This is a genomic window from Pedobacter suwonensis, from assembly GCF_007833675.1.
Classification (GTDB): Bacteria; Bacteroidota; Bacteroidia; order Sphingobacteriales; family Sphingobacteriaceae; genus Pedobacter; species Pedobacter suwonensis.
Map to the genome: position 1 here is coordinate 339328 of NZ_CP031708.1, position 17345 is coordinate 356672.

Annotated in this window: 15 protein-coding genes and 1 tRNA gene; 10 read left to right on the forward strand and 6 right to left on the reverse strand. The window is 39.3% G+C overall.

All coding sequences use genetic code 11. From position 1 onward, the window contains the following. Nucleotides 1-14: 14 nt before the first annotated feature. The 3 genes from DV942_RS01295 to DV942_RS01305 form a co-directional block, all read right to left on the reverse strand. A complete protein-coding gene (locus tag DV942_RS01295; RefSeq protein WP_090979436.1) occupies nucleotides 15-407 on the reverse strand; it encodes a DUF983 domain-containing protein in 393 nt (130 codons plus the stop codon). A 158-nt stretch (nucleotides 408-565) separates the two neighbouring features. Continuing rightward, nucleotides 566-1147 carry a Crp/Fnr family transcriptional regulator gene (locus DV942_RS01300; RefSeq protein WP_145854611.1) on the reverse strand — a complete coding sequence of 194 codons (582 nt, stop codon included), beginning with the start codon at nucleotides 1145-1147 and terminating at the stop codon, nucleotides 566-568. A gap of 149 nt (nucleotides 1148-1296) precedes the next feature. Then, a complete protein-coding gene (locus DV942_RS01305) occupies nucleotides 1297-2283 on the reverse strand; it encodes a D-alanine--D-alanine ligase (protein WP_145854614.1) in 987 nt (328 codons plus the stop codon). Nucleotides 2284-2485: 202 nt separating this feature from the next. Here DV942_RS01305 and DV942_RS01310 point away from each other — a divergent pair, with 202 nt between their 5' ends. The 7 genes from DV942_RS01310 (at nucleotide 2486) to DV942_RS01340 (ending at nucleotide 7181) form a co-directional block, all read left to right on the forward strand. After that, nucleotides 2486-3256 carry a PASTA domain-containing protein gene (locus DV942_RS01310; RefSeq protein ID WP_090979442.1) on the forward strand — a complete coding sequence of 257 codons (771 nt, stop codon included), beginning with the start codon at nucleotides 2486-2488 and terminating at the stop codon, nucleotides 3254-3256. A gap of 19 nt (nucleotides 3257-3275) precedes the next feature. Continuing rightward, nucleotides 3276-4331, forward strand: coding sequence for an endolytic transglycosylase MltG (mltG, locus tag DV942_RS01315; protein ID WP_145854616.1), 1056 nt, complete (start codon nucleotides 3276-3278; stop codon nucleotides 4329-4331). Then, nucleotides 4331-4738, forward strand: a complete 408-nt coding sequence (locus tag DV942_RS01320; protein WP_145854618.1) for an acyl-CoA thioesterase — start codon at nucleotides 4331-4333, stop codon at nucleotides 4736-4738. Before mltG ends, DV942_RS01320 begins: the two co-directional genes overlap by 1 nt. Before the next feature lie 8 nt (nucleotides 4739-4746). Further along, complete coding sequence (locus DV942_RS01325) at nucleotides 4747-5736, forward strand: YihY/virulence factor BrkB family protein (RefSeq protein ID WP_145854620.1); 990 nt, start codon at nucleotides 4747-4749, stop codon at nucleotides 5734-5736. A gap of 94 nt (nucleotides 5737-5830) precedes the next feature. Beyond that, nucleotides 5831-5915, forward strand: a tRNA-Ser gene (locus DV942_RS01330). A gap of 71 nt (nucleotides 5916-5986) precedes the next feature. Then, nucleotides 5987-6433 (forward strand): bifunctional polynucleotide phosphatase/kinase family protein, encoded by a 447-nt coding sequence (locus DV942_RS01335; RefSeq protein ID WP_145854621.1) that lies wholly within the window; start codon nucleotides 5987-5989, stop codon nucleotides 6431-6433. Next, on the forward strand, nucleotides 6423-7181 hold the full coding sequence (locus DV942_RS01340; protein WP_145854623.1) for a tRNA(His) guanylyltransferase Thg1 family protein: 759 nt from the start codon (nucleotides 6423-6425) through the stop codon (nucleotides 7179-7181). The genes DV942_RS01335 and DV942_RS01340 overlap by 11 nt, the downstream gene beginning before the upstream one ends. 40 nt (nucleotides 7182-7221) lie before the next feature. Here DV942_RS01340 and DV942_RS01345 read toward each other — a convergent pair whose 3' ends face one another. Then, nucleotides 7222-8013, reverse strand: a complete 792-nt coding sequence (locus tag DV942_RS01345) for a hypothetical protein (protein ID WP_145854625.1) — start codon at nucleotides 8011-8013, stop codon at nucleotides 7222-7224. Nucleotides 8014-8786: 773 nt separating this feature from the next. On the opposite strand from DV942_RS01345, the gene DV942_RS01350 reads away from it, so the two are divergent. From DV942_RS01350 to DV942_RS01360, 3 genes are all read left to right on the forward strand, one after another. After that, nucleotides 8787-10319: a sulfatase-like hydrolase/transferase gene (locus DV942_RS01350; protein ID WP_145854627.1), complete on the forward strand. Its 1533-nt coding sequence runs from the start codon at nucleotides 8787-8789 to the stop codon at nucleotides 10317-10319. A 54-nt stretch (nucleotides 10320-10373) separates the two neighbouring features. After that, entirely contained in the window at nucleotides 10374-11402 is a 1029-nt protein-coding gene (locus DV942_RS01355; protein ID WP_145854630.1) for a hypothetical protein, read from the forward strand. Nucleotides 11403-11478: 76 nt separating this feature from the next. Next, nucleotides 11479-14853 carry a ferritin-like domain-containing protein gene (locus DV942_RS01360; RefSeq protein ID WP_145854632.1) on the forward strand — a complete coding sequence of 1125 codons (3375 nt, stop codon included), beginning with the start codon at nucleotides 11479-11481 and terminating at the stop codon, nucleotides 14851-14853. A gap of 282 nt (nucleotides 14854-15135) precedes the next feature. On the opposite strand, the gene bla is transcribed toward DV942_RS01360, so the two are convergent. Both bla and DV942_RS01370 read right to left on the reverse strand, forming a co-directional pair. Further along, complete coding sequence (gene bla, locus DV942_RS01365) at nucleotides 15136-15999, reverse strand: subclass B3 metallo-beta-lactamase (RefSeq protein ID WP_145854634.1); 864 nt, start codon at nucleotides 15997-15999, stop codon at nucleotides 15136-15138. A 24-nt stretch (nucleotides 16000-16023) separates the two neighbouring features. After that, nucleotides 16024-17205, reverse strand: a complete 1182-nt coding sequence (locus DV942_RS01370) for a serine hydrolase domain-containing protein (protein ID WP_145854636.1) — start codon at nucleotides 17203-17205, stop codon at nucleotides 16024-16026. Nucleotides 17206-17345: the final 140 nt, after the last annotated feature.

Sequence of the window (17345 nt, forward strand, 5' to 3'; positions counted from 1 at the left end):
GAAACGATCCCGCTTTAATCACCACTTCCAGGAACATAGTGTAACCCAGGTGTAAGGTAGTGAAGCAAAATCACCCTCGAATAGCGGTAGTTAATTGGCGACAACAATAACACACCTGATAATATCAGCCCAACATAGTACCATAGGTTATCATACACCAAATCCAATCCTAAGATATACGATGCCACGCCGATAGTAATAATTTCAGCAACATTCATGGCATAACTCACAAACATGGCTACATAGAAAAATCCTGGTTCGCGCTCAAATTTCAGATTACAATGCGGACAGTGAACATTTGTTTTTTGCAACGTGAACGAATAAGCATTTCCTGTAAAAATATCTCCTTTGCGGCATCTCGGACACTTACATTGCAAAAAAGCCTGGAATTTCGATAACTCAGCCATAATCTCCTGATTTGATAGTACAAAGATAAGCCTTAGATTATTCAGTAATTTATGATCTAAGTCATGTTTTAGGCATTAGCCTAATGTTTCAACGGATTATTGTTCATTTTATTGACTATATACCTATTGATCAGGAAGGTAGAGCAAGCCAAATGTTGCTAAACTTTAACAATTTTTCCTTTTACCGTTTTGATCAGGCCCTTTTCGGCCAATAGTTTCGTTCCCCTGATCACCGTTTCTACCCGTAAACCAGTCATGTCAGCTAATTCCTGTCGTGTTACTTTTAAACTTTCGCCTACGTTCATGTCATTGAGGAGGTAATTGATGATGGTTAACAGGCGATGATCAGCCTTTTCGCTCGCCAGCTCTTCCAGCATCATCGATTTATAAAATAACCGCTTACTTAGCGTACGGATCAGCTCCATGCTAAAATCAGACTCGTTTTTAATTAATTCGAAAAAATCTTCCTTATTTACCGCAATAAGCTGTGAGTCTTTATTGGCAATGGTAAAAGCTAAGTAAGGCCGATAAATTAACATGGCTGGTTCACCAAAATATTGCCCGGCTTTGAAAACGCCCTGAATAAATTCCTTTCCTTCATCACTCACCGTAACCATGCGCACCTCACCCGATTTAATAAAATACACAAAGCGGGGCTGCATGCCGGGTTCGTAAATCACCGAATCTTTGGGATAATTTTTGAGTTTTAGACCTTTATCAATCAGTTTTTGAATGTTCATTGGTTCGCGGGCTTTGGCGAAATAGTATGTATCTATATCATTTTAAAATACCGATTTAGGAATACGTCGTAAAAAACCACATATACATAAACACAACGGTACTATTTAAAGATTCTTCATTGCATCCGGCATGACAAAGCTAAAGAAAACTATCCCAGCGTTTCTTTTATTAAACGGGTATAAAACTCTTTCAGGGTAATGCCCATTGCAGCTACCTGCTGTGGAATAAAACTGGTGGCTGTTTGTCCAGGAATGGTATTGATTTCGATAAAATAAAATTTACCGGATCCTTCTTCTAGAAAGTAATCAATGCGTACCACGCCCCTACAGTTCAACCTACGATACACATCTTTTACCACCTGCTGCACACGGCTCAACTCTTCAGCATTCATTCTGCCTGGTGTAATTTCTTCCGTTGCACCTGGGGTATATTTGGCTTCAAAATCGAAAAACTCATTCTGCGGAATCACTTCCGTTGCAGGTAAAACAATCACTTTGCCTTCTGAACCAAAAATGCCGACCGAGAATTCCCTGCCGCTCACAAATTCCTCAATTAAAATTTGGTTATCCTCTTTAAAGGCTTTTTCAATAGCTTCTTCCAGATCATCAGCATGTTTTACCTTACTCATTCCAATGCTGCTGCCCCCGCTATTGGGTTTAACGAAATAAGGCAAGCGTAAATCCCGCTTAATCTGAACTAAATCATGGTTTCCACCTTTAAATATCTGAACAGATTTTGCAGTGAACAGGTTTTCAATGCCATTTACAATAGCTTTGGTATAACCTTTATTCATGGTAATGGACGAAGTTAATGCATCACAGGTGGTATACGGAATGCCCAGCATATCAAAATAGCCCTGTAATTTTCCATCCTCACCAGGAGAACCATGTATGGCAATAAAAACGCCGTCAAATTTAATTTTTCTTCCGTCCAGCGTTAAGGAGAAATCATTTTTATCAATTTCAATTTTAACAGAATCGGCAGGCTCATAAAACCAGCCTTTCTCGTTTAGCATAATCTTATACACATCGTATAAATTTGGATCGATATGCTGAGCAATGGTGGCAGCGCTTTTTACTGAAACAACCCATTCGCCTGTGGTACCGCCTGTTAACAATGCTATCGTTTTCTTCATGTTAAAAATCCTTTTATAAATAGAAATTGAATATAAATATATCCTCAAAAATATAAATATCTTTGTGCTTTAGTATGCCTGGATGAGAATTATTGAAAGCGTGTGTGATTGAATGATTGAGTGAAGAAATAGATTCGATCATCCCATCCATCATTTAAAATAGTTACATTTGAGCTTGTACGCATAACCCAAATTAAGATTCATGTCTAAATTTATAGAGTATTTAAAAACCAAATCGTTTAGAAACAACATTTTAGCCGCTATAGTAACCGTTATAGTTCTTTTATTGATTGCTTTTTTTAGTTTAAGATATTATACCAAACACGGCCAGGGCCTTAATGTACCGATGGTAAAAGGTTTGTCTTTTGAACAGGCTGTGAAGAAACTGGAAGATGCCGGGCTAAAATATGAAGTAGATTCTGTTTTTATCATGGACCAGCCTCCTGGAATAGTGATTGATCAGGATCCTGACCCCAATACTTTCGTTAAAGATAACCGAACCATTTATTTAACCATTAACGCGGGCAAAACACCGAATACAAAATTCCCTGATATTGCGTTTAAAACACTAAGAGAAGCACAGGCGATTATAGAGAGTTCGAGATTAAAACTTGGCGATACTACCTATAAACCAGATGTAAGCCGTGATGTGGTATTGGAAGCTTCTTTTGGCGGCCAACCAATCACAGCGGGACAAATAGTGCCTGTTGGCTCAAGGATTAACCTGGTATTGGGTGATGGACGTGGAAACGAAGAAGTAGATATTCCACAACTGATGGGCCTAACCATTGATGAAGCTAAATTTAGCCTGAGGGGATCGAACCTAAGTTTAGGCAATATCCTTTACGATGGGCCGATTACCGATAGTGCTGCAGCTATTATTGTTAAACAAGACCCGATGCTGCTCGATTCGGTAACCAAAGTGCCTATAGGCACCAGAATTAATATTACGCTATCTAACAAACAACCATAAACACGTATCTTAATTACAGATGACTGAAGTAGAAAAAAAAAATATGAGTACAGGCAAAAAAACAGCGATCGTGATTGCGCTTATAGTTGTCTTAATTGCCGGTTACTTTACATTGAATATTTACAGGCTTTACTTTGCCCCTAACGTTACCGAAAACCAAAAATATTTATACATCAAAACCGGAAGCAATTATGATGATCTGGTTTCGGAAATCAAAAAGAAAGATCTCTTAAATAGCGTTTCTTCTTTTACAGCTGCCGCGCGGAAAATGAATTTAGCTGCAAGCGTTAAACCAGGCCGTTACCGACTGAAAAAAGGGATGACCAACCGGACTTTAATTAACATGATCAAAGCTGGAAACCAGGATCCTGTTAAATTGAAATTCCAAAACATCCGTAAAAAAGAAAACTTTGCTGCCTATCTGGCCAACAATCTGGAAGCTGATTCGCTAAGTTTTATCAAAGTACTGGATTCTGCAGCGCTGATCAGCAAGTATGGCTTTAACCAGGATAATGTGTATGCCATGTTCATTCCGAACACTTATGAAATGTACTGGAATGTTTCGCCGGTCGATTTTTTTGAGCGCATGCACAAGGAATACGAAAAATTCTGGACAGCAGACCGCAAACAAAAAGCTGCAAGTTTAAACCTTACACCTGCGCAGGTGTACACGTTGGCTTCAATCGTTGATGCAGAGGCACTTTACGATAAGGAAATGCCGATTATAGCAGGTTTGTATTTAAACCGTTTAAATAAAGGCATATTGCTTCAGGCAGATCCGACGGTGATTTTTGCCAATAACGATTTTACAGTGAAAAGAGTAACCGGAAAATTATTGCAGGTACAATCGCTTTATAACACATATAAATATGCGGGTTTACCTCCAGGACCGATTATGATGCCGAGTATAAACGCCATTGATGCTGTACTGAACCGCGATAACAACAATTACATTTACATGTGTGCCAAGGAAGATTTCTCGGGTTACCATAACTTTGCCGAAACCAAAGCAGAACATGAGGTTAATGCAAAGAAATACCGCGAGGCCTTAAACAAAAGAAATATATTTAAATAATGTTCAGTCACAGTACAAAAATCAGGGTTCGTTATGGCGAAACCGACCAGATGGGTTATATGTATTATGGCAATTATGCCCAGTACTACGAAGTAGGCCGGGTAGAAATGTTGCGCAGTTTAGGCATGAGCTATAGCTCAATGGAAGCTGCCGGCATTATGATGCCTGTGTTGGAACTAAAGTGCAAATACATTAAACCTGCCCTTTACGATCAGGAAATTACTGTAAAAACCATCATCAAAACCTTGCCAGGTGTCAGGATCTTTTTTGAGTACGAACTGTATAATGAAAAAGAAGAACTGATTAACATTGGTTCAACCACGCTGGTATTTGTTGACATGAGGAAAAATAAACCGACAAATCCACCCGAAAATTTTATGGAGAAATTATCGGTGTTTTTTAATTAATCAAAATAATGGAATGGTTACACCGGCAACTATTACACCTTAAGCTCTATTCTAGATTTATTGAATGGACCAAAGGATGTATTTTGCCTGGTTTTAGCCCCCTTCCGTTATATACTGTAGCTACATTTTTCTTTCGTGAAATCGGAAAAGATGCATTGGTAAACAAGTCATCATCTTTGGCATACAGTTTTATGCTGGCCATTTTCCCGGGGATTATCTTCTTGTTCACCTTAATTCCTTTTATTCCCATTAAAGGTTTCCAGGATCAGCTTTTAAATTTAATCCAGCTGGTATTGCCGCACAATGCATTTGACGCCTTTGAAGCGACATTGAAAGACATCATTAAAAATCAAAACCGGGGTTTATTATCTTTTGGTTTTTTATCGGCGCTGTTTTTTGCTACCAATGGGGTTAAAAACCTGATGAAGGCTTTTAATAAATCATCCTTAATCATCGAAACCAGAAGCTGGATCAAACAACGTTTAATCGCGCTTATACTTACCTTGATTATCTGTTTCTCCATCATCATTTGCATCAGTGCGATGGCCTTAGGTGAAATCCTGCTCAACAAAATCAATGATGAACTGCACCTGAAAGACAGTTTTTTGAGTTATACCATCAAATTTACCCGTTGGGCTTTATTGGCCATCCTTTATTTCATTACCATCTCCATTTTATACCGATACGGACCCTCACATACCAAAAAATGGCGCCTATTTAGTGCGGGTTCATGGCTGGCAACCATCCTGGCCTTTCTTACCATCTGGGGATTTTCCTTTTACATTAACCATTTTGCTTCCTATAACAAGGTATATGGCTCTATCGGCACGTTAATCGTAGTGATGATCTGGCTTTACCTCAATTCGCTCATTTTATTGATTGGTTTCGAACTGAATGCCAGTGTTGATGTAAGTAAACGGAGTGTGAAAATTATCCGCCCTACCTTTAATTTGTTCAAAAAATCGGAGCCGATTGAAGAAAATATACAAAAGAAATAATTTTTTCTCCCTCTGTGTTAAGTAATTATCAAGTTTATATAAAAAAAAAGCTTTCCGAGTTTGCAGAGTTAAGCTGAGTTTGTACTTTTGCAGCGGAGAGCTGGCAGAGTGGTCGAATGCGGCAGTCTTGAAAACTGTTGACTGTAACAGGTCCGGGGGTTCGAATCCCTCGCTCTCCGCATCAAAAAAAGGAAGAATTAAATTAATTCTTCCTTTTTTTGTATATATACGAGTCCGAATCTTTAGGAAAATGGAAGCAATTATATTTTGTGGCATCCAGGCGACTGGAAAAACCACTTTTTTTAAAAAGCAGTTTTTTAAAACGCATGTACATATTTCCTTGGACTTATTAAACACGAGGAATAAAGAACTCAGATTTATTGAAACCTGCATCCTTACTTCTCAGCCTTTCGTGATAGATAATACGAACCCCTCTATCGAAGAGAGAGCAAAGTACATCAGCATTGCCAAAGCAAACAAATTCAAAGTAATCGGCTATTATTTTCAATCCAAATTAAATAACGCTGTCGACCGTAATAATCGGCGCGTTGGTAAAGAGAAAATCCCTGAGATTGGTATAAGAGGAACTTTTAAAAGGTTAAATTTACCATCAATTAGTGAGGGCTTTGATGAACTTTATTATGTGAGTGCTGAGAATGATATATTTATTATAAAACCATGGTCAGATGAAGTTTAATGATTTAGATGCAAAGATGAGGGTTTATGAAACTGCTAATGATCGATGTATTTTACCTGCGATGTACATGGTTGCCAGAATTGATGGCCGCGGCTTTACCAGACTTACCAAGGAAGTGCACCAGTTTGAAGCTCCGTTTGATGAAAAATTCCGGAATATGATGATCGAGACCGTAAAACATTTGATGAATTGCGGTTTTAATATCATTTACGGTTACACGCAAAGCGATGAAATATCCCTGCTGTTTCACCCCAATGAAAATGTTTTTGGGCGAAAGACAAGGAAATATATTTCTGTTTTGGCTGGCGAAGCCAGTGCTAAATTCTCCTCTCTTTTGGGAAGCGTTGGCGCATTTGACTGCCGTATTTCAGAATTGCCAAACAAAAAATTAGTTGAGGACTATTTCAGATGGCGCAGCGAAGATGCTCATAGAAATACATTAAACGCCCATTGTTATTGGCGACTGAGGCAGGATAACCATACCAGAAGTCAAGCTTCAAACAAAATTGAGGGATTAAGTATTTCGGCCAAAAACGAATTACTTTTTCAATATGGCATCAATTTCAACGATTTACCAGCCTGGCAAAAAAGAGGGATTGGACTTTATTGGCGATCCACAAAAAAACAGGGATTTAACCCCAAAACCAGTGAATATGTATTTTCAGATAAAAAGTTTCTTTATACAGATTTCGAGTTGCCGATGGGGGAAGAATACCATAATTTTATAAGTGATTTTTTCGGGGAATAAGATCAACTTATCAATCTTGATCAATCCTCGCAGGAAATATTTAAAAATGTTTACCAGAAAAGAATTTCACATATACAAATAGACCGACATAAAAAAGCAAAGAAATTGCTAAGAGAATTCCCATTACAATTCCCATCAGTTTCCAAAAACCAATCTTTACTGTTTTAGTTTTCGTATTGTTCTGCAGTTTTATTGATGCTAAAAATCCAGCTACTATCACCAACAGCATTATTGCGAGTACAATCCGTACACGATAGATTTGATCTTTGAAATGCATCCACCTCGCACCAAGCTTTTCGCAACTTTCTATACCAACGGTATAGGCATATTCGTTGCCTAGAAATGATCTTCCACACCTTATTGATACAGCTTTTCTATTTTTGAGGTAAAAGTAAACAAATGGCCTACCCTGAAAGGTATCAACTTTTTCAGCAATTTTTAGTGTTACCGAAGTAGAGTTGAAACTGCTTTTGTAAAATACCTTACGAACCTCTATCACCTCCGCCCTTTTAAGACTTGGGGTTTTGATCGCTGAGTTGATCAGAATATCACCATTAACAACAATGTAATTACCTGTAAACAAACCTAAAAGAGTGTACATCACAAAATGCCCGATTGCTGAATACCATTTGTACTCTTTCGAAAAAACTTTTCTTACCGTTGCGTAAAGGCTAATAGGTAAGATGAATACAAACAACCATTTCCATATTGATGAGGGTAAGTCGTCTGTATATATTTCCAGAAAAAACCTTGACAAAAGATACACTAACAACCAAATGGAAGCATATGCGATGAGGAAAATTTTTTCTGTTAAGCGCAGATTTTTTTTCAAAAGTTTAACTGTTTTTAAAACGGGTTTATACCTCCTAGTAGATATAAATTGCTGCTCAAGTAATATGCCATTTTAGTTACTGCCGCCGCGAGGCAGCCATCGACTTTATTTTCATTCTCTGTGCCGTTGTGGGTTGCTGAATACCATCCTGGCAAACAGACTTAAACCGGTAATCCTCAAGCTCTCTCCCTGTCTTACCCTCACATACGTTTTCATAACATCAGCATACATTTTTAAGGGAAGATCTGCTTAATACGTTAGCATTTCTAATATTGATTATTTAGTTCTATACGCCAGAACATTAGCGACATCAGAACCGCTGATACTCGTGATTTTGAAACTATACCTGCAAAAATTCAGGTATAGCAACAAGAGCAAATTTAAATAAAAAAAACTTATCACTAGTTGGTGACAAGGAATAATTGAATTAACTAAAATTTTAATATTGGTTAAAAATAATTAGTGATCAAAGAGTTTCGCTGTAATCGCTGTTGCAAGATGCAAAGATCACCAGATCTTCTAATTGGAATTCAATAACTACATAAAAGTAATTTTATAAATACATTAAAATACTTAAAATTAAGTATTTTAATGTATTTTTTATATGTATATTTTTAGTAAACCAAACGAAAAAATGTAAAATCTTATCCTGAATTTCTATTTCATTTTTTTCTGCGGCCTTGCAAATGCCCCCCCTTTAAAACCTATGGTTGCTGAGGGTTTTAGAGTAATTAACAGAACCCTACATCTTTCCAATAATAATTTAACAAACAATGAACTTAAAAGAAAAACTTAACAAAATTGGCCAAAAGCCCGACCTGATTCTTATTATTACTGATGAGCAACGTGCCACACAACATTTTCCGCCTGGATGGGAAGAGAAAAATCTCCCAACGCTAACGTTTCTAAAACAGAATGGATTTAGTTTTGACAGAGCTTTTTGCAATACCTGTATGTGTTCCCCAAGTCGGGCAACCTTATTTACAGGGATATATCCTGCCAAACATGGTGTAAGCCAAACGCTAACAGAAGGAGGTCTTTTATCTCCGCAAGAACCAACGCTAAGTAATTCTCTTCCCAATATTATGAATGTACTTTGGGCAGATGGGTATGATGTACAATACAGGGGCAAATGGCACATGAGTAAAGGGGTAGCGCCTAATGGAACTAAAACAAATTACGAAGATTTAACTGCTGCAGATATTTCATTATATGGAGCAATGGGATGGGTTGCTCCGGATGCTGGCGAGGATGTTAATCCGCTTAATTTTGGTGGCGGATATGCCAATCACGATTCAAAATATACAGCAGAAGCCATACAGTATCTGAAGGAAGTAAAAGCTCAAAGAGCCGCTGGGAATCATAAACCGTATTGTCTTATTCTTTCACTGGTTAACCCTCATGACGTATTAGCGTACCCGAAATCGGCAGCGACTTCAGGATATCATCCCGATAGCTGGTCGGGGAGAGAAATTGGACTTCCTGCTACCGTAGATGAAAATTTACTTGAAAATAAAAAGCCAATGGCACAGGAGCAAATTTTAATTAATATGGCCTTAAGTCTTGGCGAAATAGCCAGTGAAGAGGATAAATTAAACTATATTAATTTTTATGGTTACTTATTAAGTCATGTTGATCAAGAAATTGGATATCTGATTAAAGAATTATACAAAGAAGATGAGCATGGCAATAAACTGTCAGATGCTGCAATTGTTACTTTAACATCTGACCACGGGGAAATGGGGCTGGCTCACGGAGGATTGCGTCAGAAAACTTTTGTTGCTTATGAAGAAGCATTAAGAGTACCTCTTGTCATTTCAAATCCAATTTTATTTAAGGATCACCAAATAAAACAATCAATGGCATTGGCCACATTGGTAGATATTATGCCCACCTTTATTGATATTGCAAATGTATCAAATCCACCTGCAGGACTTGCCGGCACAAGTTTACTTCCTGTAATGGAGAACAATACTCCTGTTCAGCATAGTATCTTATTTACTTATGATGATATTAAGGCAGGCTCCAATAGCAGTTGGACAATTATAAAAGCAGCTAATCGTATTCGTTGTATCAGAACAGAAAAGTGGAAATTCGATTATTACTTTGATGCTTCAACAGCTTATTTCAAACAATATGAACTGTATGATTTAGTCAATGATCCGTTGGAAATTACCAACCTTGCCTATGATCCGGCATATAGCGAAATCAGAAACGATTTAGAAAAGCAATTGCACCAGCTTGAGATAGAAAAGCTCTGGGTTAATATGCCGGAAGATGTTTATCCTAAAACTACATTCGGCTAAAAACACCTTTAAAATCTAAAGACAAACATTCAAATCGCAATCAAAAAGAAAATTATGGCACTAAATATAAAATCAGAGGTAAATACAGTAAGTTATTCAGATTTTAATAACCCTGCCGGGCAAACAACTATACAAGGAATCAGAGGAGTTTCGGAATCTCAAAATGTGTATATCGCAGGCAGTTTGGTAGGTCCGGATAATCTTGTTCAGGGATTAATTTATGAGGGACCAATTGAAGGAAGCGGAAACGAAGGAAAGTGGTATAATGTTAATTTTCCGAGTTCACCGGAAGCTACCGTTATAAATACTTCTTGCTACGGTCCTAATAACGGACCTCATGGTACGATACAGTTAGTTGGATCTTATAAAATATCAGCCTCCACCGGTAAATTTCCCAGTGGAAATCTGGGATTCTTTTATGAAGGTCATGTTGATGGTTCAGGAACGTGGGTTCAGGTGTCACCGAATGGCGGGAATACAAATAACGTATTTGTTCATAGTGTAATGGGTGGTATCGCTGTTGGAAATTATGATGTTAATAATGATAAAAACGGGTACGCATTTCTCTATGATATAGTCAATAAACAATACGCAGACTTTAAAGTACCTGATTCTTTAACGACTACTTTGTATGGTATCTGGCATAATGGTGAAGATAGTTATACTATGGCAGGAGGATATACAAGCCCAAAGTTCGGAAAAATAAGTCAGGCCTTTTTGGTTGATTATAATTCTAAAACGAAACAAACCAGTAATCTGAAATCATTTAGCTATAAAAACGAAACAGTTTTGTCTAAAATAACTCATTTTGAAGGCATTACTATTGCTAAAAATGGCGGTTACAATATGCCGTCGGATTGGCTTACCGCAAATGGAGAAAAAAACGGAGCATCATTTGTTTCTGTTAGCAGAAATGCTGACGGATCATTTGGAGAAGCAAAATGGATAGATATCGATTTTCCAGACTCAAGTGTTACAAGTGCCAATACAGTATTTCAAAATAATATTTTAGGTATTTACGTAGCTGTAGATAGTACTGATACGAAAACAGTATCTTCTTTTGTTGCAAAAGTAAATATCTGACAATAGATGGTAATGAATCTAAAAATATATACTTAACCAGATAAATAAAAAAAACATTCTTAATCAATTTCGCTCCATGAAAAACAATGAATTAAACATGCTCGTGAGCATGTTGCATCAGGCTTCCAAGCTTGAACATTGCCTGCTGGATACTTATCTGTATACGGCATCAACCATTAAAAGCCTGCCGGAAGAATTTGCCTTATTGAGTAATGGTAAACCCAACCTAAGGAAAGCTATTCAATTTGAAAAGGCCCGCCAGTGGAAACAGAGTATCCTCGGCGTTTCGCACGAAGAGATGATGCACCTCCACTACGTACAGTGCTTACTGCGCGCGCTTGATAAGTCGCCAAGCTTTGCCCTGCCAGACCGAAAAAAAGAGACTGGAAACTGGTTTATCTCCAACTGGGACATTTACCAGCCCGGCGATACCCAGGATGAGGGTACCGAGATCCCACTAGAGGGATTAACCAGTAAGCAGATCAAACAGTTCATTCTTTTTGAATCCACAGATTCTTTACAGGATTCCAACCCATTCGGTGATCAAAACAAAGCACTATTCCAGAAGCTCTACGAATTTGAACTGGATTTTCATCTTGAAGGGATCCTGTACAACATTGCCGACCAGCAAAAGAGAGACGACATGAAAAAAGCGTTGAACGATATCTACCTCAACCTGGCACCGAGTGATGAGGCGATGTTAAAGGCTGCTCTTTTGGAAACCTTGCCCGATGCCGAGGAAGACCTGAAATATGTTCGTTTTCAGTCAATCGGCGATTTTTATACCAAAGGAATCCTTCCCCTCTACCAGCAGGCTTTCGACACCGGAAAGGTTAAAAATTCAAACCTGGGTTTCAACAACGAAATGCAGGGTTTTGCAGCCGGTGAGGGATTTCTACCCGTTGGCCCTGTGTACAGGAGCAAAAACTACACCGAATTTTCAACGGCCAATGCACAACATGCATTGCGTTACTTTAAAAATGTAGAAAGCATCGTAAAAGAAATTGTGGAGGAAGGAGAAGGATTTGAAGGATTCGAAGCCACAGCAGAACGTTTTCTGGCCAAAGTAGCCGAAATTGGCGGAACAAGACAATACCTTGATGCCTGGAAAAAAGACAAAAAAAATGCCCGGACCAAAGGATACAGCACGCCTCCATGGCTTGCCGATGCAGAACTCTGTCGCCAATCACACCTGTACAGATTTGCGATGATCTATATGGACATGGAATTTGAACAAGAGCTCTGCAAAAATGTGGGTACTACTTTCAATGCAAACCGGGATCCGCTGCCAATAGATATGGGCAACAACTCCCTAAGAAAAATGGTAACCGAAATGCCCAAACAATTCAATGCCTGTTACCTGGTGATGCTGTCATGGCTTTCCCGGATTTATGAAGTCAAACTCTGGGAGACCGACAAAGACAGGAGACTGGCAATTGAGATGATCGCCACCTGGCCGATGATGTCTCTTTCTATCCGACCGTTCTTAGAACTCATATCTTTTTTTCCGGTTGACCTGAAAGCAATGTTCAGGCTCGACAAGGATGCCCTACCCGGTTTACCAACAGACGCGACGCAGCTGGCCGACTATTTTTCAGATACGGAACGCAGCGAGACCATCAATAAACAGATTGATTATCTGGCGCTTCGCGTACTGGCTAATGTAGCCGATTGGGCCAGAGAGCAGATTGAGGTGATAAAAGCCAATTTCAGCGGTTACCAGGCAGATATGATCATCACCAGGCTTTCCGGACTGTCGAGATTAAATGAATTTGAAAAACAGTTCCCTTTCCGCGAGCATGGCGGTTATTCAAACACTATGCCCGACCTGAGCTATCAGCAGGAATTCCCAGATGCGGGAATGTTTAGTGAAAACCCTTCCATGCTTGGAAATGAACCCAAAAATCCGAATGAACAGGACAGGATATTCGAAGACACCCTGGTACTCAGGCTACGCTTCGGCGGTTTTGGCCTGGTCCAGCTTTCAACAGACCCAGATCCACCGACTGATGAGTCAGGCTGTACTGGAACGCATATGCTGCATGCCGCAGACGGGGAACGGACGCTTGACCGCGCATTGGTATGGCAAGACCTTCCCGGACAAAAAAATATCCTCAGGGAACCAAGGGAAAAATTACCACCTATAGGTGTTAATATCATTGATCTTACGCTACAGGTAACAGCTGACAGCGGGGCAACGGCCGGATACGTACCTTTACAGATCATGCAATCAACAGGTGCAGTGCAGACATCCGGTGTACAACAGTACCTGGAGGTTAACGGACTAAACGACCTGGTGAATTATGATGCTTCGAAGGTACTTAGTGAAGGTACTCCCCTACGCCTAAACCTGCTTGAAAAGAACGGCATAAGGCCTTTCTTAAACGGGGATAACCATCTGGTATCAAAAGACGGGGAACCGATTGATCCCTTTATCATTTCGATTACTGATGATCAGCACCGGAATATCTTCCAGCGTGAAATTTATAATGAGGACAAAACTTTGCTCGAAATGGATCCATTACAGCGGGTGGAAACTTCCCGGTGGCCAACGGGATTTGATTCCGACCTGGATGATATTCCGACTTGGCTGATCGCCCATCTTCCTGCAGCGTACACCAAAGCGATGATGCAGGGGCCACCTACCTACCTGGCCAGCAGGGCGGATGTTTTATATGAAGAACTGAACCTGCTTCTGAACAACGGAGAAGTCTTGGATCAGAATAAGGTTGATCAGTTAATTTCATACGCCGAACGCCTATTCCTGATTACAGTACCAAGAGGAACGACTGTGGGCTGGCTTTCGATCTTGCTCAACTATGGCCACTCGGTAAGCGGTGTTCTGAAATCATCGGAAAGCGATAATCCGGTTTATGATCTGATTGAACGGGAAATGAATATCAAAGTGAGCTGTCAACCAGAAGAAAAAGACCGTACAAAAGCAAATTCAAGATGGGTAGTCAAATATACCAAGGGAATTATGGATACTGACGCGATCACCGATCTGGTTTACGGTGAGCTTTATATCCCTTTACAGGTGATCCCCGATGGAAGAACGTTCAATATCAAAAAGAGATGGATTTTCGCCGCAGGAATGAAAGACCTCGTGGCCGCCTATACCTGTGATTTCTCAAAACCTTTTTGGGACACTTTCATTATAGACGGCAAGGTGAGATCGATTACATTACCCAATAGTATCAAAATAACAGAAACACTGGTTGAACATGCCCCTTATGGCTACAGTTACACGGCTACCGGGGTACCAGGGATCAGCGACTATACCGGTTCATTTAAAGTGAGCGTGATGGACGACAACCGGGTGGAACTGCTTTTGCAAATCGGCTTCGGCTTTGAAGATACAACTGCATTTAAAACAATGAGTACCATCGTAGGGGGCTTCTTTAGCGCTGCCTCAACTGCACTAAGCGCCCATTTCTCTCCAGAGCAATGATATCCTAACTATCACAGGGCTGCCACTCCGGTAGCCCTGCAATTAAAGCCCCCCTAAGAGATCAGAGATAGGTCAGGAGGTCAGCGCATACATAAATTTACCTCTTCCGACCCAAACAACGTGAAAACTTTCATGATTCATCTGATCTTTCCTTTAACGAAATATATTCCGGATATCATATCTGGATAAAATTATGCTATTGATCTAAAAACCAATACATTCGGTAAACTAACCATTAAAAACGGAATCAATAGATAATAAACCAGATGAAGAGATGACGACCTATTTCGCTATTTTCTTATCATACTCCACCTGCAATTCATCCAGATAATCATAAAAGTTTTTCACATCCATAAAAGCAGCCGGATTATAGGAATCACCAGGTTTGTGTTTTTTGAGGAGATCAAATTGGATACCATGTGAGGCTACCCAGAGATCGAATTTTAAGTCTTTCATACTGCGTAACGTATAAGCGTAATCTTCTGCAATATGCGGATAAGCCGGAATATCTGTAAACTTTCTGTCTGTTACAATAGTTGGTAAATTGGCGATTAGCACCCTGTATTTTCTGGTTTGGTCATTTACTGTGAACAAAAAACTACAAGAGCCTTTGGTATGTCCGGGGTGGTGAAGCATGATTAATTCCATTCCTCCAAAACTGATGATATCCTTATCGTGCAAAATGCGGTCTATTTTGACTGGTTTAAAAACTGAAACCTTACCATCCAGATCATAATCAGAGCGGCCACCATCAGCAGCTACCTGCGCATCTGCATAATCAACCATAAACTTGGCTCCTGTCGATTTCTTGATAGCAGCCATGGCGCCCAAATGATCAAAATGAGCTTGAGTAGTCAGTAGGATTTTAGTGTCTGAAAGCTTAAAACCCAGCGTTTTGATGCTTTCCCTAATCATCTTCTCAGACGATGCCAGTCCGGTATTGATGAGGATATTTCCTTTTGGCGTAACGATGAGATAACAAGCCAGGTCGGCTGTGCCTACATAATAGAGATTACCCACAATGCGAAATGGCGGGAAAGGTTTTGACCATTCAGGATGATTTTTTGAGGATGGCTCAAGTACTTCCTGCGCTTTTATGGCGCAGTGCAAAAGAGAAATGAAGATCAGCAACAGGATTTTTTTCATATATGGTTAAGACAATTTAATCTCTTATTTTTTAATTTCGAGGCCATAGCGATAAAGATCTTCATATATTTCGAAGAATTTATTTTCTTCCTGTTCGCTCAAAGAAGTATTGCTAAATAAGATAACTGCGACTTCTTTATTAAGATCAGAAAGCATAAAAACCCTTACTCCAGGGTCAGATCCATTATGGCCAATCCTCTTTGCTCCCATTTTTGTTGCCCAGAAAATACCTGAGTTTAATGTTTTAGGTTTCACATTTTCAGGGGTATTGGTTTCATCAAACTGAAACCTGAGCATTTCTCTAACCGTTTCTTCCTTAAGCACCTGCCTGTTTTGGTATTTTCCATCATTTAACAGACAAATGAAGAAATGGGTCAAGTCATCTACCGAACTGCGCACGCCACCATCAGGATAGGTGGTACAACCATACAAAGGGATTTCCTGAATTTTATGATCCTTTTTCTCGTAAAGTTTGGTATGTTTTTTCAACTCTATTTCTGACAAAAACCATCCAGTATCATTCATTTTCAAAGGATTGAACAGGTATTTTTTACTGTATTCGTTCAATTTTTGACCAGTTCTGATTTCCACGATATAACCTGCCAGCGCTGCCCCGATATTGGAATACTCACGGAATGTTCCGGGTTTATGGTTCAGAAAGTTTTCATTCGAATAATACTGCCCGCCCGACATAAAATATTGCTGAAGAAAATTACCCAGTTCCTGTGGCGAATCTTTTCCGTTAAAGTAAAGACTATCGGTATAAAAGGGATATCGATCAGTCAGTCCTGAAGTGTGGGTAGCTAAATTTCGCAGCGTTACTTTAGCATCGGGAAAATATGGATTTCGGATTTGGAATGGAAGATAATGGTTGATATCCACGTCTAGTGACAGTTTACCCTGCTCTACTGCTTTCATGAGGCAGGCACCAGTTACCGTTTTGGAAACCGAAGCGATGTTCATTAAAGTCGAGGTAGTAAAAGCGGTTCTCGTTTCCCGATCAGAAAATCCGTATCCTTTTTTCCAGGCTACCTTTTTATCAATAATAATGGCTGCACCAAGTCCAACAATACCACTTTCAGCCATTCGTTTTGTAATTAGGCTATCAATGTTCGTGCTTCCTGAGGTATCACCCTGTGCATAAACATTTGCAACAAGCAATAATGTAACCGAGCAAAAAAGAAGGATGTGTCTGTAATACTTCATATAATTGATGTCTAAATTTAAATTAAAAATTTCATGATTGGTTCATTTAATTTTATCTGATTTAGCATTCCCATCATTTTAACTACATTTCAATAACCCGGTTCAAAGATCTCTTCAATCCGCTACACTATCCGTCTAGA